Source organism: Leptospira vanthielii serovar Holland str. Waz Holland = ATCC 700522 (genome assembly GCF_000332455.1).
Lineage (GTDB): Bacteria > Spirochaetota > Leptospiria > Leptospirales > Leptospiraceae > Leptospira_A > Leptospira_A vanthielii.
In genome coordinates, this window is record NZ_AOGY02000051.1 from 315,129 (window position 1) to 335,778 (window position 20,650).

At 40.2% G+C, this 20,650-nt stretch carries 19 protein-coding genes; 12 read left to right on the forward strand and 7 right to left on the reverse strand.

What is annotated here, in order from left to right; genetic code table 11:
- The first annotated feature begins 150 nt into the window (after positions 1–150).
- The 7 genes from sucC to lpxB are packed head-to-tail and all read left to right on the forward strand — an operon-like array spanning position 151 to position 7,604.
- On the forward strand, positions 151–1,320 hold the full coding sequence (gene sucC / locus LEP1GSC199_RS12210; protein ID WP_002983312.1) for an ADP-forming succinate--CoA ligase subunit beta: 1,170 nt from the start codon (positions 151–153) through the stop codon (positions 1,318–1,320).
- A 12-nt stretch (positions 1,321–1,332) separates the two neighbouring features.
- Positions 1,333–2,223 (forward strand): succinate--CoA ligase subunit alpha, encoded by an 891-nt coding sequence (gene sucD, locus LEP1GSC199_RS12215; protein ID WP_002983098.1) that lies wholly within the window; start codon positions 1,333–1,335, stop codon positions 2,221–2,223.
- Positions 2,224–2,280: 57 nt separating this feature from the next.
- Positions 2,281–3,822, forward strand: coding sequence for a TolC family protein (locus LEP1GSC199_RS12220; RefSeq protein WP_039926698.1), 1,542 nt, complete (start codon positions 2,281–2,283; stop codon positions 3,820–3,822).
- Between the two features lie 21 nt (positions 3,823–3,843).
- Positions 3,844–5,298, forward strand: a complete 1,455-nt coding sequence (locus LEP1GSC199_RS12225) for an SH3 domain-containing protein (protein ID WP_039926701.1) — start codon at positions 3,844–3,846, stop codon at positions 5,296–5,298.
- A 10-nt stretch (positions 5,299–5,308) separates the two neighbouring features.
- Positions 5,309–5,548: an FmdB family zinc ribbon protein gene (locus tag LEP1GSC199_RS12230; protein ID WP_039926764.1), complete on the forward strand. Its 240-nt coding sequence runs from the start codon at positions 5,309–5,311 to the stop codon at positions 5,546–5,548.
- A gap of 9 nt (positions 5,549–5,557) precedes the next feature.
- Entirely contained in the window at positions 5,558–6,424 is an 867-nt protein-coding gene (locus LEP1GSC199_RS12235; RefSeq protein WP_002982975.1) for an LpxI family protein, read from the forward strand.
- A complete protein-coding gene (gene lpxB, locus LEP1GSC199_RS12240; RefSeq protein ID WP_002982842.1) occupies positions 6,393–7,604 on the forward strand; it encodes a lipid-A-disaccharide synthase in 1,212 nt (403 codons plus the stop codon). Before LEP1GSC199_RS12235 ends, lpxB begins: the two co-directional genes overlap by 32 nt.
- Here lpxB and LEP1GSC199_RS12245 read toward each other — a convergent pair.
- The 5 genes from LEP1GSC199_RS12245 to LEP1GSC199_RS12265 all read right to left on the reverse strand — a co-directional run bounded on the left by LEP1GSC199_RS12245 (position 7,578) and on the right by LEP1GSC199_RS12265 (position 13,493).
- Entirely contained in the window at positions 7,578–7,946 is a 369-nt protein-coding gene (locus LEP1GSC199_RS12245; protein ID WP_002983306.1) for a hypothetical protein, read from the reverse strand. The genes lpxB and LEP1GSC199_RS12245 overlap by 27 nt on opposite strands.
- Positions 7,931–10,057 carry an LIC_12586 family protein gene (locus tag LEP1GSC199_RS12250; protein ID WP_002982796.1) on the reverse strand — a complete coding sequence of 709 codons (2,127 nt, stop codon included), beginning with the start codon at positions 10,055–10,057 and terminating at the stop codon, positions 7,931–7,933. Before LEP1GSC199_RS12250 ends, LEP1GSC199_RS12245 begins: the two co-directional genes overlap by 16 nt.
- Positions 10,058–10,120: 63 nt before the next feature.
- On the reverse strand, positions 10,121–10,813 hold the full coding sequence (locus LEP1GSC199_RS12255; protein ID WP_002982636.1) for an LIC12587 family lipoprotein: 693 nt from the start codon (positions 10,811–10,813) through the stop codon (positions 10,121–10,123).
- Positions 10,813–12,828, reverse strand: coding sequence for an ATP-dependent helicase (locus LEP1GSC199_RS12260; RefSeq protein WP_039926766.1), 2,016 nt, complete (start codon positions 12,826–12,828; stop codon positions 10,813–10,815). The genes LEP1GSC199_RS12255 and LEP1GSC199_RS12260 overlap by 1 nt, the downstream gene beginning before the upstream one ends.
- 65 nt (positions 12,829–12,893) lie before the next feature.
- The gene (locus LEP1GSC199_RS12265; protein ID WP_002983210.1) at positions 12,894–13,493 is read right to left on the reverse strand and encodes a glutathione S-transferase family protein; all 600 of its coding nucleotides are present in this window, start codon (positions 13,491–13,493) and stop codon (positions 12,894–12,896) included.
- A gap of 120 nt (positions 13,494–13,613) precedes the next feature.
- On the opposite strand from LEP1GSC199_RS12265, the gene LEP1GSC199_RS12270 reads away from it, so the two are divergent.
- From LEP1GSC199_RS12270 to LEP1GSC199_RS12290, 5 genes are all read left to right on the forward strand, one after another.
- On the forward strand, positions 13,614–14,156 hold the full coding sequence (locus tag LEP1GSC199_RS12270; protein WP_002982685.1) for an NUDIX hydrolase: 543 nt from the start codon (positions 13,614–13,616) through the stop codon (positions 14,154–14,156).
- 157 nt (positions 14,157–14,313) lie between these two features.
- A complete protein-coding gene (locus tag LEP1GSC199_RS12275; protein ID WP_002983157.1) occupies positions 14,314–15,102 on the forward strand; it encodes a FecR family protein in 789 nt (262 codons plus the stop codon).
- Positions 15,103–15,109: 7 nt separating this feature from the next.
- Complete coding sequence (locus LEP1GSC199_RS12280) at positions 15,110–16,093, forward strand: LBF_2017 N-terminal domain-containing protein (RefSeq protein ID WP_002982860.1); 984 nt, start codon at positions 15,110–15,112, stop codon at positions 16,091–16,093.
- Positions 16,094–16,152: 59 nt separating this feature from the next.
- Positions 16,153–17,394: an MFS transporter gene (locus tag LEP1GSC199_RS12285; protein WP_002982537.1), complete on the forward strand. Its 1,242-nt coding sequence runs from the start codon at positions 16,153–16,155 to the stop codon at positions 17,392–17,394.
- A gap of 43 nt (positions 17,395–17,437) precedes the next feature.
- Complete coding sequence (locus tag LEP1GSC199_RS12290) at positions 17,438–17,623, forward strand: hypothetical protein (RefSeq protein ID WP_002983123.1); 186 nt, start codon at positions 17,438–17,440, stop codon at positions 17,621–17,623.
- Between the two features lie 4 nt (positions 17,624–17,627).
- Here LEP1GSC199_RS12290 and LEP1GSC199_RS12295 read toward each other — a convergent pair whose 3' ends face one another.
- Together LEP1GSC199_RS12295 and LEP1GSC199_RS12300 are read right to left on the reverse strand one after the other, a co-directional pair.
- Positions 17,628–19,250: a phospholipase D-like domain-containing protein gene (locus tag LEP1GSC199_RS12295; protein WP_002982813.1), complete on the reverse strand. Its 1,623-nt coding sequence runs from the start codon at positions 19,248–19,250 to the stop codon at positions 17,628–17,630.
- Complete coding sequence (locus LEP1GSC199_RS12300; RefSeq protein ID WP_415857908.1) at positions 19,247–20,650, reverse strand: LA_2168 family protein; 1,404 nt, start codon at positions 20,648–20,650, stop codon at positions 19,247–19,249. The genes LEP1GSC199_RS12295 and LEP1GSC199_RS12300 overlap by 4 nt, the downstream gene beginning before the upstream one ends.

Consider the following 20,650-nt stretch of genomic DNA (forward strand, 5'->3'; position numbering starts at 1 on the left):
TAAAACTTCAACATCCAAGAATTTTCGGTTCCCACACTTTGCATCAGTAGAACCACCCATTCGGTCTTGACAATCTCCCCCAACCCCCGAGGCTTACCTTAGTGATCCGTAAGTTAACCCTACGGACGTACCAATGACATAAGGAAATCCATGAAAGTCCACGAATACCAGGCCAAAGAAATCCTACGTAGACACAATGCCAACGTTCCCTTCGGAAAGGTCATCGACACAGTCGGTGATTTCGAAAAGGCATATAGCGAAGTTGTCCAAAAATCACCCGTAGTGGTGGTGAAAGCCCAAATCCACGCAGGTGGACGAGGAAAAGGTGGCGGAGTTAAAGTCGCAAAGACAAAAGATGACGCCAAAGCGGCTACTGAGAGAATTCTCGGAATGCAACTCATCACCCCTCAAACCGGTGAGGAAGGAAAAAAAGTTCTGAAAGTGTATTTGGAACAAGGCCTTGAAATCGCAAAGGAATACTACCTCTCCATCCTACTCGATCGAGCTTTTCGCAAAACCATCATCATGGCTTCTACCGAAGGTGGAATGGAAATCGAAGAAGTTGCAGAAACTCATCCAGAAAAAATCATCAAAATCCAGATTGATCCAGGGATCGGAATCCAAGGTTCTCAAGTGCGTGAACTCGCATTTGCTTTAGGAATTCCCGCTGAGGCACAAAAATCCTTCACGGCTCTCGTAAACTCAGTTTATAATGCTTACATCAAAGAAGATGCAGCCCTACTTGAGATCAATCCTCTCATCCTCACAAAACAAAACGAAATCATCGCAGGTGACTGCAAGATGGACTTGGATGAAAACGCACTGTATCGCCATCCTGAAAACGAAGCTCTTCGTGATATCACCGAAGAAGACCCGTTTGAAGTAAAAGCAAAAGAATACAACCTCAACTACGTGAAGTTAGATGGTAACATTGGTTGTATGGTAAATGGTGCCGGTCTTGCGATGGCAACCATGGACATCGTAAAGCTCGCTGGTGCAGAACCTGCAAACTTCTTGGATGTCGGAGGTGGAGCAAACCCTACTACTGTAGAAAATGGTTTTAGACTCATCCTTTCTGATCCAAACGTAAAAGGAATTTTTGTAAACGTATTTGGTGGTATCGTTCGTTGTGACCGAGTGGCTGTCGGAATTATCGAAGCTACTAAAAAGGTAAATGTATCGGTTCCAGTAGTGGTTCGATTGAAAGGAACCAATGCGGAAGAAGGGAAAAAAATCCTGAACGAATCTGGAATGAATATTGTTGGAGTGGAAGGACTCCGTGACGCGGCAGACAAAATTGTCTCCCTAATCAAAAAATAGGAACTATAAAACATGGCTGTATTAGTTGATGAAAACACAAGAGTAGTCGTCCAAGGGATCACCGGTAAGGAAGGATCCTTTCATGCGACTCAAATGTTGGAATATGGTACAAAAGTAGTTGCCGGAGTCACTCCAGGCAAAGGTGGCCAGATCTGGACTTCCGAAACAGGAAAAACTGCTCCGGTTCGGAACACCATCAAAGATGCAATGATCCAAGACGGTGCCAACGCTGCCGTGATCTTTGTTCCGCCTCCCTTCGCTGCTGACGCAATTTTGGAAGGAATCTTTGCTGAAATCCCACTCGTAGTTTGTATCACGGAAGGAATTCCTACTCACGATATGCTAAAAGTATACAGTGTGCTTCGTAATTCTAAAACGAAACTGGTAGGACCAAACTGCCCAGGTGTGATCAACCCTCGTTACAATGTGAAAATGGGAATTATGCCAGGTTTTATCCACACTCCAGGAAACATTGGTATTGTTTCTCGTTCAGGAACCTTGACTTATGAATCCGTTGCTTCCCTTACTGCGGCAGGCCTTGGCCAGTCCACTTGTATTGGAATCGGAGGAGACCCAGTTCCCGGGATGAACCACGTTGAAGCGGTTCGCTTACTCAACGAAGACCCAGACACTGAGGGAATCGTAATGATTGGTGAGATCGGGGGAACTTCGGAAGAAGAAGCAGCGGCTTACATCAAAGCGCATGTGAAAAAACCGGTAGTTGGTTTTATCGCAGGCCAAACGGCGCCTCCAGGAAAACGTATGGGCCATGCCGGTGCGATCATTTCCGGCGGAATGGGAACTGCCACTTCTAAAATTGCTGCAATGCAAGATGCTGGAGTCAGTATCTGTGCGCACATTGGAGAAGTTGGCGATAAAATGAAACAAGCCCTTAAAAAATAAGGGTTTGTCTTAAAAAAAACAGCTATTCAAAGGGAATGAGGAGTCTGAATTAACAGTATGGAACAACGTTCATGGGTTTCAAGCACATTGATTCTCCTCGTTTCCGTAGGCCTATTGGCTGCGGAATCTGGAGATAAGGAATTTACACTTAGCTTACAAGACGCAGTCAAGTATGCCATTGAAAACAACCGCGAGGTCATGCAGGCCCGTTTAGAGTTAGCAAAAGCTGACTCTTCTCTTATGAAATATGAGGGAAAATATTCTTGGCGTGCCCTTTCCAAAGCGGAATTGGATCAAAAACAATTTCCTTTCAACCAAAACAATATCTTTACGGGAACAAAAACCCAAACCAATACTTATAGTGCTGGATTAGAAAAACTCTTCACAACGGGAACTTACTTCAAACTAGAAGCAAAGTCACAACGTTTTGACTCCAACGCATTTGAAGATCCGAATAAAACTCCTGCGGGTTTCACTTCTCTCGGTCCTCCTCCTTTGTATACTGATACACTTTCTGTAACCATTGCCCAAGATTTACTAAAAAATGCCTTTGGTGCCAATGAAAGGAATATGGAAAAAATCCTAGAAAACCAAACAGAGATTTTGCGAGAGCAAATGGAAGACCAAGTCGCAAGTAAAGCGGTAGCCACTCTTGTTGACTATTGGAACTACTCTGTGAAAGAATCTGGATACCAAACCTTCGAACAACTTTTAAAAAATACAAAGAATGTTCGAGATCTTACCATCCGCAAACAGGGCCTTGGACTTTCTGAAAGTTTTGAAGTGAACCAGTGGAATGCCCTTCTCTCCCAAGTGGAAGGACAAATGGCACAAGCCATTGCAGAAAGAGAAGAAGCTCGTCGTAAACTCATTCGTTCTCTGAACCTTCCAGAAGACACGATTTTCCAAAAAACAACTCCTCTTTCGGAAGCTCTTCCTACAAAATTGGACTATGCCGCCGATATCGATTACGCATACAAACATAGAGCTGACTTCCGAGCCATTGTTCGTAAAAAAGAAAATGCAGAACTTTCTATGAGAACTGCTAAAAACGAAGCCCTTCCTTCCTTGAAAGCTTCAGGCACTTACGGATACCAAGCACAAAATACTATTAGTCCACAGAACAATTATTCCGATAACCGTACGGGAGTTTTTTCTTACCAATACCCTGTGATGCAAGGTTCCCTAGACCTATCTTATCCCATTATGGATAAGGGAGTGAAGGCTGGAATCCGTGATGCTGAAATTCAAAAACGCCAAGTTTCGTTAGAAGAAGCAGATCTTGTCAAAGCGGTTTCCGATGATGTAAAAACTCGAATTGATATCTTAAAGGCTTCTTTTCAAGTTTTGGAAAATGCAAAACGCACAGAAGATGAATCTAAGAAGTATTATAATGGTGTGTTACGTTCCTTCCAACAAGGAAGGTTCAATGCACTGGCAGTCAAAAATGCATTAGACACTCATGTCCAAGACCAATTGTCACTCGTTCGTGCAAAAGTAGATTACAACATCAATTTACACAGATACTATGTTGCCAAAAATGCTTTATTTGAAGAATACGGAGTGGAAAGATCCAAACTCCTACCTGAAAATCTTTAACACAAAAACGGGAGGATCCTTTTGATACGCTCCCGTGTGTTTTTTGCTGTTAGTTTTCTTTTTCTTTTTATAACCTTTATTACCTATACCTTTGTTGACTTTCGCGAGAGAGAAGACAAAGCCTATGAACTCTACCAATCGGAATCCTATCTCAAAATCCTCGGTCTTTATCAAGAGAAAGAAATTCCCTCAAGTGAATTAGAGCTCACCATCCTTTCCGAAACCATTTCTCAATTGGAAAAAAAATTGAATGAGAAGGAAACTACCAAAGAGCTACAATCTTTTTTCCAAACACGTCCCGGAACCAAACTTGTCGAATGGGAAACCACTCGCGGCACCTATTACCATATTGAAGATCCTTACCTATCCAATTTAAAAAAACATGGAGATGGTTACAAAAGAGCTCTCATCACAAAGATTGTCACAGTTACCAAACCAATTCCCAAATCAGAAGTCACAAACTTACTTCTGAAACTCATCTTGGAAGATCCGCGTGGAATGGAAGATCGGTTTAGCCGGGCCCTGACAAACTTACTCAGTTTTCCTTTTGAACCCATTGGAGAAATTGAATCAGAATTTTTGTTACAAAGTTTACATTTTTTAGCCAATACCGCAAATGCCAACCTCTCCCACCAAACAGCGATTGTACGAGGGAAAAATGTCAACCTCCGCAGTGGGCCGGGTCGTGAGAATTCAGAATTAGGAAAAATCAGTGAACCAGAACAAACAATCTGCTTAGAAGAAGATGCGGGCACTGAAACCATTGCCGGTAGTTTGGGACATTGGAGGCGATGTTACTTTCCTAACTTACAGAAATCTGCATGGCTTTTTTCTGGATTTTTAACCGAAGTTCCACCAAACCCTACTCTTATCGCAGAATTTGAAAAACGATTTAAGTCTGTAGACAATGAAATTCGTATCGATTTTGAAGGTTGGAATGGAAACCAAATCCCCGCTACCTTCTTCGGCGATTACATTCCGAGAGATTCGATTCGTATCTCAGGAGAAACTGGATTTCCAATCTATGGTCTAACAAAAGAGTCAAAAGGGTTACAGAGAATTTGTAAAAAACTTTCGGGCGACAAAAACTACTTTGAGTTTTCCTTTCAACCCACAGACTCCGATCTACCCATCTTGTTTTTAGAACTCCACCTAAACTACGACAACCTGGATCACCTAGCCTACTCCATTTCTCTGGATAAAGAATCCATTTGGGTAAATAAAAATCGATATGTCCTCGACGGTGAAAAAAGAAGAGAAAACCTGTCCTTACACATTGGATCTCGCAAAGGGGACAAATGGAATGCAAGCCTATGGCGGAGAAACACGGGACTCATTCAGTCCATTCGTTCCTTACCGATGGATGAATCTGCGCTCCAAGCAGGTCGATATTCCTGGGAAATTTGTCTCCCATTGGCAAAAGAACCAAACAGAGAAAAAGTGATACTCTTTGACATTAGAACAGGAATCCATTAGAGGGGGAACTATGGCTACCTACGATTACCATTGTAATACATGCGGAAAAGATTTTGAACACGTCCAGTCAATGAAAGATGATGCTCTCACAGAGTGTCTTTGCGGAAAAAATGGAACTGTCGAACGCCGCATTTCAGCCAGTGCAGGAATCATCTTCAAAGGATCTGGATTTTATGTAACTGATTATAAAAAAGCCGGTTCTGACTCCTCTCCTCCGCCTTCTGGCAGCAGCGATTCAGGAACTCCTTAAGGTTTCTCTTTGGCACCCAAAGGCCGATTAGCCATTATCGCTGGTGGTGGGGAACTTCCCCACATTGGAATGAAAGAAGCCCTTCTTGCGGGTGAGGATCCTTTATTTCTTGGACTGATTGAATCTGATTTCACACCGAGAGAACATAGTGCACGTACAATTCCTGTACATATCACTCAAGTTGGTAAAATTCTAAAAACCATCCAAAAAGAAAAAATCACCCGCATTTTGATGTTAGGAAAAGTTCGAAAAGACCTACTCTTTCAAAAACTAAAATTTGACCTAAAGGCTCTCGCCATCCTTGCTCGCACCATCAACCGAAATGATTATCCCATCTTTCTTGCCATCGCTGATGAGTTTGAAGCTATGGGTGTCAAAGTCATCTCTCAAAAGATCTACTTACAATCCTTACTTCTTCCTGAAGGTCGTTATACCCCTAAAAAGTTTAGCTCCCAGGAACTTAAGGATGTCGAATTTGGGATGTTCTATGCCGAAAAAATGGCCGATTTAGATATTGGCCAAATGGTTGTGGTTTGTGACGAATCCGTCATTGCCGTGGAAGCGGTGGAAGGGACAGATGAAACTATCAAACGAGGTGGAGTGTATACCAAAAAGAAAGGTGGTGCCGTTGTTTGTAAAAGCCCCAAAGCAAAACAAGACAATCGATTTGACCTTCCGACCATAGGAATACACACTTTCCAAGTCATGCTCGAAAGTGGTTGCAAAACACTTTGCATTCGAGAAGGAGAAACTTTAGTAGTGGATCCAAAAGCAGTGATTGAATTTGCAACCAAACACAAGTTAAATTTTTGTGTCGTAGGAAAAAGCGGAAGTAAGGTTCTCAATGGTAACCAAAAAAAAATCCCATCTACATGAGTCAGACAAAAATATCCTAGTCATTGCCGGGGAACATTCCGGCGATTTACTCGGAGCCGACCTTTTACAGGAGCTCACAATTCTGGAACCAGAATATAAGTTCTATGGAATTGGTGGGGAAGGAATGATTGAACACGGACTTGATTCCATGGAAGAGTTGGAACAGCTCAGTGTGATTGGATTTTCGGAAGCCTTAAAAAAATACAGTTTTCTAAAAAAGATCTTCTATCGGGTTTTAGAAGAAACCACACATAGACCGACTAAACTTGCGATTTTAATTGATTACCCTGGATTTAACTTACGTTTGGCGAAAGAATTAAAATCAAGAGGCATCCCAACCGTTTTTTATGTATCACCACAAATCTGGGCTTGGAAATTCAACCGCATCTATTTTATCAAAGAACAGATTGCCCTAATGCTAACCCTCTTTCGATTCGAAGAAGAAATTTATACCGAATATGGTGTGAATGCAAAATTTGTGGGCCATCCCATCACTAAAAGAATTCCAGAAAAACTAAAAAAAGAACCTGTGATCGCAGAAAAACTTCCTGATTCCCACCATGGGTATACGGTAGGTCTGCTTCCTGGCTCAAGAAAAGGAGAGATACGTAGGCTAATTGACCCCATTCTTGGAACGGCGGCCCTTCTCCATGAGAAATGTAAATTAGAGAAAAAGAAAATTGTTTTCCTCCTTCCGAATATCAATGCAAAAGAAGAAAGTTTTTTGTTAGAAAAAATTGAAACCCTCAAACAAATCCATCCAGACATTCAAATCCATTACCACTGGAATGCATCGCTACGAGTGATGGAAACAAGTGACCTGCTTCTCATTGCATCGGGAACCGCCACTTTGGAAGGATTGTATTTTGAAACACCGATGGTGATTCTTTATAAGGTGAGTTTGTTTACTTATCTTTTGGGATCCTTACTGATGAGGTCTAAATTTATAGGTCTTGCCAATATCCTTTCGGGTGAGGAAGTCTGCCGTGAAATCACACAAAACGAATGCCAACCAAAGTATATTTTTCAAGAAGCATGGAAGATTCTATCCAATACAAAACTAAAGAATAAAATCAAAGGGATTCTCAGGGATGCCAAAGAAAGGGAACTGGGAACAATGAATGCATCCAAAAAGGCTGCTAAGGAAATCCAATCACTCCTTCGATCCCTTTCTAATTAAACGTACCACACGATTTTCCCAAGTTCCAATCCAGGACTTGGGTTTTAGATCTGAGTATAAAAAATAACCTTTTATGGTTTCTTCATCGTTCGGGCGTAAACGAATTCCCACAGAGTCCAATTCCAAACTGAGATCTCCAGCTCCATTCCAAATTACTTTATTTTCTTCTGGTTGTATATTGAGGGAATGAGTTTTGTTCTCCCATTCTAAAATCCACTCTCCACCAAAAGCAGGTAATTTGGAAATTTCTGGTGCTATATCTGCAGGATTTTTGGATTCTTTGCAAAGGGAAAAAACAAAAAGTAAAACAAGGAAACTAACAGAAACTATTTGATGACGCATTTATTTTCCTCTTCAGTAAAACTAAAACTTCCTCTGGATTCCCCAACGAGCCCATAAGTCGTAAAGGCATAGTTCCCATTTTTGTTATTTCCATAACCCTTTAAGTCTAAAGACTCACTAGAAACTACTAAATTAGAAATATAATCCATATCTGAATAACGACTCAAATCAAATTCCAATTGAAAAGGTTTTCTTAATGGTCCCAAATCCATTTCTAATTTAGAAACCAGATCGGCCTCCTTAAAGTTCACTCCAAATAGTTTGAGTGAATACGATGTACGGGCATCTTTATGAAGGCTATAATAATCACTCCCAATGCTATTGAAACTATAATCCAAACTGACATGAGTAGGTTTTAAATCTGAGCCACAAAAATTCATCCAGGGATCTGACCAGGGATATTCATTTAAAATAAGGCTAAAACCAAAGTTAGGTGTTTTACTAGCAAAATAGGAAATCATTGAAATTTTGGAATTGGATGTTCCTAAATTCAAATTTAGATTCATCCGCCCCTCTTTGACTAAAAAGTTTCCCTTTGACTCCCCAAGAGATTTGGATCCACTAAAAGGGTAATAATTGGCAATTTGAATTCCGAGATCCAGATTCATAGATTCTAAAAAGTATTTATAAATTTTAGTTTGGTAAAAATATTCTTCTGGAATTAATTTCTCTTGGCGTTCCCGAATTTCTTCTAAAGTTTCCTTTTTCCAATCCTCATACAAAGGTTTCCAATCACTTCCATTTAAGTCTGGTGTTTGGAAATTGAGTTTGGTTTTGGAACTCATTGGATAATAATAAGAACCATCTGCTTTTTTCGACCGCCCCCAAACACTTGCCCCAGATCCTAAGATATGGGAAGGTTTTCCAAAAAGCATAGAGTCAATATTGAGACTCCATTCATTCCCTTCCAAAAGTTTTAAGGAAAGATTCCCCTTTTCCAATTGGATGAGGCTCGAATCCCATTGGATTTCTGTCCCGACAAGTTCACCGTGAAGTTGGAACCATTTGTTTCTATCGCCAGTTTCGGAAAGGGCAATATTCCCTTTTAACGAACCAGACAAAGGAAGATTAAAATTACCCGAGAGATCGGAAATCCGTTCTGCAATGTTCTCTAAGGATTCAATTTGAAATTCAAAATTTCTTTCCAGAAGAGGTTCTTTAATGGTTTCCGTTTTTACCAAAGTTTTGATTCGAAAGTCAGTTCCCAAAAATTCTCTTTCCTCCTTTTTCGGAGTAAAAAGAAATACTTCTCGGAACCTAAATCCATCTAGAATATAATTCTCAAAAAACGGGATAGGAATGAATGAATTTTCAAACTCAACATCACCTCTCGCTGTAAATCCAGAGACCGAATCACGAACTACCTTCCCTTCTCCCGAAAGAACCGCAGAATGTACATTAGAACCGAATAGATAATTGGTAAGAATGATTGCTTCTTCCGATGGGTAGTTTTTCCATTTAAACTCAAACTGGAACTCTTCCAAATTCGTTTCGGAGAATTCTCCCTCACCTTTGATCCGGGTTGTATTGGGAATCCAATACCAACCGTTGTTATACGAGAGATATAATTTTTTACTTTTGCGTTTTAAAACAATATCCCAGCCCTCTTTCCAATCTACTAAAGTAGAATCGTTTTGTTTGACGGTGAGTCTTGCATCATGAAATCGAATGTCTTTTAATTTACTCTTTTGTGCATATTGAATGAGTTGGTCTCGTAAACTAACATTTTCGTTCAATACCAAATGTGGACTATAAAAATCGATTTGTTCCACTGTTGGGGAATCTTTAAAATAACTGGAGAGTCGGAAGGTGACTTTTTTTACCTTCAACATATGGTCGTTAAAAGAGAAGTCCTCTTCATTGGAAACCACCAAGTCTTCAATGATAAGACCTTCTCGGAGCGAGAAGTCAAGGACACCGATGTCGACCGCTTTTCCGAGTTCTTTGTTGATTGTATAGGAGACCACTTTTCTAAGTTGTACTAAGGGGATACGGTAGTTCCGAAGATAGAATTCCAATCCATAATAACAAAGGAGAAAGCAGAAAAAGATGAGACTAAGGGCCAAAAAGGAAAATAGAATCCGCTTGTTTTCGCAGATTCTATCGAACATTTGAGAAAAAAATGACCTATAGGCAAATAGGCGCTTTAGAGAAAAGATCCGTTCCAAAAGAACTTAGAGTTTGCCCTCCGGCTGCAACACTTCCAAACACTCTTTCTGAATGGACTTCAGAGTTTCGTTATTGGGAAATTCTTCCAATCCTAAATTGGCAACTTGCAAACCTTTTTGGTAAAATCCTGTATTCTTATATTCAAAACCCATTTTTAAATAGGTCTTCGCTGCGGTTTCATAATAAAATTCGTCTTTCTTTTGGTTCCCTTTGGTATAGGTCTTAGTTAGGGTAGCAAGTGCAGGATAATATTCACGCTCTGCCACAAGGGATTGAACCACTAGTTTTTTTCGTTCCATCAGGTTAGTGTTTTTGTCCAATCTTTCTGATTGGTTTAGAAACTGAATGGCTTTAGAATATTCGTTTTTTCCCACATAGGCTTTTCCCATAGTGAGATTCCACTCAGAAAGTTGAACCGGGTTGGACTTAGCCTGATTCACTTGGTTGAGTGTAGAGATAGATTCATCATATTTTCCAAGATCAAGTAAAAGTTTTCCTTTTCGGATGACTAGTTTGTCTCGGGATTCGTCAGATAGAGAAGAGGATTTGAGATCAGCATCGATAGATTCGATTTGGGCCAAATGAGACCCGGTATTTACTTTGGAAACTCCGGTACGAAGGGTTCCTTGATTTGATGCACAATTTTCAAATGCCACTACCAACGCCAAAATGAGGGTTAGTGGGAGAATCGATTTCATTAGCCTACCTTTAGTTTGTCTAATTCCTCTAAGAAATTCTTAGTTTCTGTGTCTCTATCCTTCGTTTCCATTGGGAAAAAAAGAACAGCGTCCTGAGACAGCTCATTTAAAAACCGAGAGGGGGCACTCTCGATTTGCTCCCCAAATTTGCGTCTTGTACGAGCCGAAGTCAAGTACAATTTTCGCCTTGGGCGAGTCATACCCACGTAGAGAAGGCGTCTTTCTTCATCGACCACTTCCCCTTCTTCTTCTATAACACGTGAGTTCGGTAAAATTCCCTCTTCTAGGCCCACTAAAAAAACTAAATCGTATTCGAGTCCCTTCGACTGGTGCATGGTGAGAAGTTGGACCCGGCGGTCTTCCTCATCCTCTTTCGGTTCGTCTTCCATCAGGAGGACAAGCCTTTGGAGGAAGTCAAAGATGGTGGCTTTGCCCTCTCGGCCCTCTTCTTCTTCAAAAAAGGACAACATATTCACAAGTTCACTCAAATTGTAGATCCGAGCTTTGACCACCTTCTCCTCGGTTTCTTCCATGGAGATTTCCCTCTCGAATCCGATTTGGGTGATCATCTCCCGAAGTACTGGCGCCATCTTAGGTGACATAGAAAACTTCTTTTTAAAGGCATCCACAAGTTCCACAAATTGGTAAATTTCTTGCCTGACCTTAGCTTTCACTTCGGACAAATAGTCGGGGCTCTCAATCATTTTATGAAAGATTTCGTATAAAGAAAGTTTATGGGTAAAGGCTTCCTCTTGGAGTTTTTGCATCGTGCCCGGGCCAATCCCTCGTTTGGGGTAGTTGATGATTCGAAGAAGTGAATAATCATCCTTAGGATTTGCCACATAACGTAAGTAAGAGATACAATCTCGGATCTCTTTTCGGTCAAAGAAGTTATAACCACCGACTACTTTGTAAGGAATGCTGCGGTTCCGAAGTTCTTCTTCAAAGGGACGAGATTGGAAGTTTGTCCGAAATAGGATGGCGATTTCTTTTCCCTTAAATTCATTTTTAATGAGTAAGGTTTGTATCCTTCCTGCAACAAAAATGGCTTCTTCTCTTTCATCGGCGGTTTCATAGTATTCCACTCGTTCGGCGGAAGGGATCCGGCTATAGAGAGTTTTTTCCTTTCGGCCAATGTTGTGTTGGATGAGAGAGTTTGCCGCTTGGATGATAAGTGAAGTCGAACGATAGTTTTCGAGAAGCCTCACCACTTTCGCGTGAGGGAATTCCCTTTCGAAGTTGAGAATGAGTTGTACATTCGAACCGCGAAAGGCATAGATACTTTGGTCGTCGTCGCCTACCACACAAAGATTGTCACTTTTTCCACGAAATAAAGACAAAAACTCATATTGGAGTTGGTTTGTATCTTGGAATTCATCCACAAGAAAGTATTCATGTTTTCTTTGGTAAAAAGCTGCGATTTCTGGAAACTCAGCGAGCAGGCGCTTGGGGAGTAAAATTAAATCATCAAAGTCAATGGCATTTTTTTCTTTTAGGCCCTCTTCATACATAGAAAAAACTTCTGCTGCCACTAAATCAAATTCACCTGTTTGGCCATTGTCTGCCGGATGGACTTGTGTGTTTTTTGCATAAGAGATACGCCTAAGGATTTCTTTGGGAGGAACTTTTTTTGGATCCAGCCGTTTGGATTTTAAAAGGTCGGAAACAAAGGCTTCCTGGTCGGTTCCATTAAAAAGTAAAAAGGTTTCGTTATATCCAAGTTTAGTAATATGTTCTTTTAGGATTTTTAAACCTAACGAATGAAAGGTGGAAAGAGTGATTCCTTTGAGTTTTTCTCTTGGAACCATCTTACGAAGCCTTTCAGCCATTTCTTTGGCGCTTTTGTTTGTGAAGGAAAGGGCCACAATTTTACTGGCAGGGATTTTAACCCCTTCGACCATATGGGCGATGCGGTTGGTGATGACCCGCGTTTTCCCTGATCCCGCGCCTGCGAAAACAAGAAGGGGACCTTGGATGGTGGAAACTGCTTCCATTTGCGCCGCATTTAATTTCATAAGGAGACCGGTAAGGGACATAATCCAAAGAAATCTGATCCGGTCGAGTGAAAAACGACTGTTCTTTATTGCTTAGGAGCAGTTTCCTTCCAGGATTTGTTCTGACCATGGAAGTTTAAAAACCCAGCGAAAACCGGGTCTTCTTCCACTGGCAAAACCGATCGAAACCGAATCCAATCGAGAGTGGTATATAAAGCAATTTCAGAGAGACCCACTTTCCCATCGGTAAAGAAAAAATGACCGTTTAACTCGCGTTTGATATAATCCAAAATGGAGCTGATTCTTAGCGCATTTTTGGTTAAATAAGGTGCCGCATCGGGTTTAATCCCTTCTTTGTTTAAGTAAAAGATGAGAATGGCGTTGTCGAGGGCCTGGTCAATTGCTGTTTGTAAATTTGCTTCCCGGTAGTGATGAGGACCTGCTTTGGGTCTAAAATTTCCAAATCCTTTGGTTTCAAAAAGATAGTCGATGATGGTGTGGCTGTCCCAAATTTTCACATCGTTTATCTCGGCATAAGGAACTTTCCAAAGGGGATTTTTTTCACGTAATTCCTTTTGACCGGCCTCGGTCATTGTATCCACCATAGTAAAGGGAATTCCCAATTCCAAACAGAGAAAACGAATTCTTCTTACAAAAGGAGAAGTGATGCTACCATATAATTTCATAAGTAGATAGTTTTCTTTGTGCTTCCATCCTTCAAGATTGAGTTTTTTATAATTTCAAAAAAGAGGAAAATCTCTATACAATTCTTGGAATCAGAAATCCTTTGAAAGAAGGAAACCAAAGTGAAAGAACGAAAGAACTGGAAAGATCTTTACCCCACTCCGATTTATACCCTTGCTAGTTTTGATATCCAACTCCCTCGTTCTATAGAGGAAAAAACATACTATGTTCTAAAATCCAAAAATTGGGTGAATGTGGTACCTGTGACAAAGGCAGGCGAGATTCTCCTCATCAAACAATACAGACATGGGATTGGAGAGGATAGTTTGGAAATTCCAGGAGGGATTGTGGATGAAGAAGGTACGGGCTCTGAATTGGAATCGGCGATTCGTGAACTCCGAGAAGAAACAGGATACGCCACAGACAATTCCAAATACAAACTACTCTCTAAATTTTCAGGTAACCCAGCCATGTTTACCAATTGGTCTTATTCCTATGTAGCTTATGACGTAGAACCAATTTACGAAGTAGAATTTGATGAAGGGGAAGATATCGAAATTGTATTAAAGAAACCAGAGGAAGTGAAACGTCTGTTACTCGATGGAACGATTCACCACCCACAAATGGCGGCAGCTCTTGGGATTTATTTTTTACAATCTCCGTAATAACCTAACGATTGTAGAGTTTTTTACTAAAGGACCCTCGGAGAATCACATTCAATCTTTAGTGAATTCTAAAAAATAGAAGGACGTATGTTTAGAAAAATCCCCAAGATTTTCGAAATCGCTGGAAATTTAAACATTAGTTTGATACTGTATAGAAATGAGAAAGTCCATCACACAGTCAATCTTAGTACTTATCATAATATTCAGTCAGTTTTCGCTCTTTGCGGAAGGTGGCGAAGCATTAGAGCCAATTACCATCACAGTCCAAAAGGGAGAAACACTCTCTCTGATCTCAGAAAGGCATTTGTCTGATCCCAAACGTTGGCCGGAACTTCTCAAACATAACAAAATTCCAAATCCTGATTTAATCAAACCAGGTCTTTCTCTTGTGGTTCCCGTTTTCCTTCGTAAAGCGGTGGTTGGTGTCACTGAGTTTGTGATGGGACAAGTTGAATGGAACGGAACTGCCGGCAAAGGACCTTGGGTTCCTTTGAAGTTAGGGCAAGAACTCCATCCGAATGACCAAATCAAAACTAGTGGCAAAGGCAAAACAGATGTTCAGATCAACAATGTGGGTATGATACGAATTTTAACCAATAGTCATTTTGAAGTGAAGGGTGAGGGCAAAAAAGGCGGTCCTGTGACGGTTGCTCTCTTCAAAGGAAGTTTAGATGCAAAAGTCAATAAATCCAATCCACCTACCACCGAACACAAGTTCAGCATTGTGAGTCCATCTTCTACGGCTGGAGTTCGAGGAACCGAATTCCGAGTAGAGTTGGATGAAAAACTAAGTTCAACCATTTCCTGTTTTGAAGGAGTGGTGGATGTTGGCGCCCAGGGAAAAACTGTGGAACTCACTCAAGGGATGGCAACTTTTGTAGAGAAAGGAAAAACTCCCGTACAACCTTATAAAATCCCAGAAGCACCACGTCTTAAAGAAGAATAGAAGGAATATGAATCGAAAATTTTTACTAATCCTTGGAATTGTTTTTCTAACATTTAGTTCTCTTGTTTCCAAACCCAAAAGAGAACTTCGAATCGCAATTGATGCAGAAGCAGATGCCAATTTTGAACTAGAACTTTGGCAAGAAAAACCAAACGAAAGTGGGGATACAATTGCACCCAAACCTCCTGAATCCATACAGTTTAAAGGAAATCGAATTACGGTAACACCAAAAGATGATTTTGAGTATTTCCGTGTTCGTAGGTTAGGCGAATATGGTGCAAAAGGATTTTGGACACAAGTGTATTCTACTAATGTGGATCCAGGTTCTCCACTATCTGTTCCTAAAGAATATGTTGCTAAAAAAGTTTTTGTCCCCAAACAAGAACCAAAAAAAATCACCTCAGTAATTTCAACGGATAGTTTTATTATCATCAAAGAGAAAAACGAGTCGATTCGTTATCTAACAAGAGATCAGTTGACTCTAAATCCCTCTGACGATGCTTCTGGTGTTGCCGAAGTGCGTTACAAACTTGGTAATGGACAATGGAATTCGGCCAAAACCATTACACCTGTTCCCATCAAAGAGGAAGGAAGTTATAAATTATTATACTTCTCTCTGGACTTAGTAGGTAATAAAGAACCCATGCAAGTTTTGGAATTTATTAAGGATACAACAGCTCCTGAAACTAAAATGGAATGGGTAGGACCAAATTCTCTTGGGAAAGGAAAAACCAAATTTATTTCCCCTGAGACAAAGATCAGACTGACTGCAAAGGATCATCTGAGTGGGCCAAAAGACATTCTTATTGCTTACACTTGTCAGTCGGGTACGCAAACTGAGTTTAAACCTTATAGTTCTGAAATTTCTATTTACGATTTAAAATCAGTTTGTAAAGGTTCCTTTCAGCTTTTTTACTACGCCGTGGACCAAGTAGGAAATGAAGAGCCAGTCAAAACTTTAAATTTTCAATTGGGTAGCGAATCCAATTGAAATATAAAACTAGATTGTCGATTGCCCCAATTTTTCGATAATAAAGATTGGCTTAAGAGATGAAGAAAAACCTTTCTTTGGCCATTTTTAAACACCGCGATTTTCGTTTTTTTATCGTAGCAAGATTCTTTATGGTTCTTGCGATCAACATCCAAGCAACCATTGTCGGTTGGCAAGTTTATGAACTCACGGGAAGTGTCTTAGACTTAGGTCTTGTTGGTCTTTTTGAAGCAATACCTTCTATTGTGGTTTCTCTATATGCCGGACACCTAGCAGATCTTAGAGATCGTCGCAATATCATTGTTATTTGTTTATTCTTTTTACTCGTTTGTTCCCTTACTTTATTTGCTTTTACCGGCCCTCTTTCGTTTTTACTTGTTACTTACAAAGCCTATCCTATATTTTTAGTCATTTTAGTTTCAGGGATTGCAAGGGGGTTTATCTCCCCTGCTATCTTTAGTTTTGTGACACAATTGGTTCCCAGAGAACACTACCCTCATTCTGCAGCATGGATGGGAACATCTTTCCAAGCCGGTGCCGTAATTGGTCCGGCCCTTGGCGGAATTGTATATGGAAGTTTCGGAATGCAAATGGCTTATGGGCTTGACTCAGTTTGTATTGGCCTCCCCTTTTTACTTTTCTTCTGGATAAACAAACGTAGCCTTCCTGAACGAAAAGAAAAGGAAGCTTTGAAGGATAGTCTTCTCAAAGGGCTTCGGTTTGTATTGAAAAATGAAATCATGTTAGGTGCCATGGCTCTCGATATGTTTGCTGTTCTTTTTGGAGGAGCCGTGGCTCTTCTTCCTGTCTATGCAAAAGATATTTTATTTGTTGGATCCGAAGGGCTTGGATACCTCCGTGCCGCACCATCACTCGGAGCACTCCTTATGGCCTATTACCTCACATACAAACCACCTCTCGAAAAATCAGGGCGAGTTTTGTTATTCTGCGTGTTTGGTTTTGGGGTTTGTATGCTCGTGTTTGGACTTTCGGAATCCTTTCTTTTGTCCTTATTTGCCTTATTTCTTTCGGGAGTATTTGATAGTGTTTCCGTTGTGGTTCGCTCCACCATTATGCAAACTATGACACCCGAAGAGATGCGGGGCCGTGTCAGTGCGATCAATAAAGTATTTATTGGTTCCTCCAATGAAATTGGCGCCTTTGAATCAGGAGTTTCCGCAAAAATCCTAGGGCCTGTGGGTTCCGTCGTTTTTGGGGCGACGATGACGATACTCATTGTATTTTTTACCTTCCGGTTATCTCCTAAGTTGAAAGAGTTAGAACTGAAAGACTGGGTTTAAAAGTGCTTGGAAAATCTCTTTTCTAGGGAATACTGGACAAGCCATGTCAGATTTGATCCATGATTCCAAACTTCCTGCTGATAAAAAACACACCTTAGTGCTCCTCATACAAACGATGTTAAACGACGTGAACAAACAAATCACTCATTTAGGAATCAATAACTATATGAAACTCCAGGATGAAATTGCAAAGATCCTTGTTCCAGTTATCGAAGATAAAATGGAATGACGAATCAATCATTTGAACAAACTGGCGAGATTTTACCCATAACTTCGAGCCTGTTTTTTAAGAAAATCATCCATTCTGGTGGATTCGTTTTTTCTTTGGTGTGACAAAAAGAAAGATTTCCATTTTCTGTCTGAGCCCAAATCCATAAGTTCTTTCCCTTCCAAAAATCCGTCTGTCCCACTATTGTAGAATTTGAATCTAAAACAAATTTCTCTTTTGGATGTGACCCGTCCCAAAGAGAGAGAGACAAAATTTTTTCTCCATTCGAAAGACTCACCTTAGTTCCTAAAAAATAATTTTGTAAATGCAGGTGCAGACTTGATCCATTACTTTCCTCCCAAATAGGATCAACTCCATGAAACTTAAATTCAAACCTTTCACCGACCTTTGGCCTGACCAGACCTGAGAGTCCCAAGGTCTGGCGATAGGCACTAGAGAGAGCATTGGAGTTAGAATCAAAAAAACCTTCGTTATTGAATAGAACATTGGTTTGGAAAAGTGAGTTCTGGAAGCGTTCGAGAGAATACATACGGAGCTGGTTTTCTGTATTTGTATTCGATCCTCCTGAACTCACGGAAGAATTTGTAACAGGAAGGGCAACCCACAAAATTCGTTTCCATTCCTTAAGGAATTCTTCTGTGATGGATGGATGGTCCATTTTTACAAAGACCTCTTTATTTTTATCTCTTGCAGAGACCGAATAATTATAAGAACCCGTATAAATAATGTGATCATCAACTAACATAGTTTTGTGGTGTAACAATCCGCCCAAATATCGATCATTTTTATAGACAAAGTCTAGATTTCCATCTTCCCAAATCTGTGATGGAAATTCTAGATGTTGACTTAGATAGATTCCTTCTGGGTTAGAACTCATAGGTGCGTTATAAATTCCTTCAACCCGGACTCCCCTTCGGTTAGCCTCTAGAAGTTTTAAACTGAAAACGGGATCATAATGAGAATAGATTAAATATTTAATGGAATGTTTGGCAGAGTCCACAGCATCCAATAGTTGTTGCTGAATTTCAAGACCGGCTTCTGGGGAAACCCAATACTGCAAGGAACCAATTCTAAAAAATCCTCGCGGATTTCTACCCTCAAGAGTGGAAATGATACCTTCTGCCTCATTAGGAGAAATGTTCTGGGTCCAAAAGACATTGTGATCCGTATAAAGACCATGGGTGGTGAAATTTCCGGTCCCTGCAAAAAAACGAATCCCATCAAAGATCCAAATTTTTGTATGATGAATACCGGATCCAGACCATCTTTGTATCTCCAGACCAAGTGACTCCAGTTCACTATAATCTTCTTCCTTATCACCAAACAACTGAATTTGAACTCCCATTCGTTTTTTTAAATAAAGTTCGGTAAGGATTTCATAATCGTCTATCGAATACAAATAAGCCCGAATGGAAATTTTTGCTTTTCGAATCTCAGAAAGTAGGACCTCCTTTACAATTCTTTTTTTCTCTTCTGCCACGTCCCTACCTGGATAGGAAAAGTATAATTCTGAAACTGGAGAAGTAGAAACAAGAAGCCAAGAAAGATCATCTTTTTGTTTTGGCTTCTGACAAAACAGAACCAATATAGAAAATACCAAAAAAAGAATCCGTGAAAAATTCTTCATATCTCCAATCTCCCAAATATATATCCAAAGTTTGATTTGATGGGGATGGATTCAGGTAGGAATAACTGCGAGAATCCAATTCCAAGTTCGAAATAAGAATCTTCTTTTAAGGAAAGTTCCAAAAGACCTTCTCCTATAGAAAAAACTTCAAAATCTCTTTTTTGAAAACTAATCCTTCCATCAGAAGCACCACCCAACTTGTAAGGTAAAAAGTAGGAACCTACCATCTTTGCAACAAACTGATGATAGGTGAATTGTAGGACAAGTTCACTTAAATAGCCAAAACATCTTCCATTTCTTAAGGCAAAGTTTTTTTCATATCCAGATTCGGTCACTGCGGCGGAGGGAAAAATTTGAAAGATTTGGGAAATGTATGGGGTTTGGCCCGGATGGACTCCTAATGAAATGTAACCTTCTTTAATGATTTGGTTTTTTTCATTTTTTTCTTCTCTGTCAGAAAGAAAGTGAGAACTACGAAGTAAAAAATCACCAAACTTGAGTTCTGCTCCCCATTGGATTGCCTCACCTGAAATTGGAATCGAACCAGGTGTGTTTGCGATCTTGGAACTTGTGCGATCATTTCCTTTGGCCCAAAGAAAATCAAATTGTACTTCCAATAAATCAGCATCAAATCCTAAACCCAAATTACCGTTAACCAGAGAATCTCCATCGGCACCGGAAGTTTTAGTTTCCCTGGGACTGTCTTTTACATGCCGACCCCAAGTTCCAAGTTCTATATACTGGATTCCCATACGAAGTTTGAAGTAATCATCCCCATAAAGAAGACCAAAGGAATGTCTACGATGGTGACTTCGTCTGCTTTCGTTTGGTTCTGATTCTGCTGAGAAATTCGTTTTTCCATTTTGTGAATGAGGTAATAAGGAATGGAACCGGTCTTTATTGAATAATAAAGCTCCTGAATACTGATCCCAAAGGAAGAACTGTAAGGTTAAATTGGATTGCGGCAAGAATTCTAAAAAAAGACCCTCGCCCCCATCATAACTAGTTTGAAAACTCATAGGTCGAAACTTATGTTCGCGACGACCTACCCCCAAAAGAAACTTCGATGTCTCATACCCTAAATAGTTATTTTTTCCCAGATAATAGGGTTTTAGTCCCGTTTCTTTCCCAGTAGTTAGTTGAATGTCGATATCCCAAATGATCCGATTCCGCTTATTTTTATCTTTTAGGCCAACAAACATAGATTTGCTGGACGTTCTATTGAGATAAGAAACGCTCTGGAAATCAGAACCTATCTGGTCCATTTGAAAATCCCAACCAGGAGTTTGATTTTTTTTAACATTTGTCTCTTTTAAAAACAATTCATATCCCAAAATCCCAACTTCTAATCCCACTCCGTATCCAGGACTACTACCGAATAACAAAGATAATATGAAAAT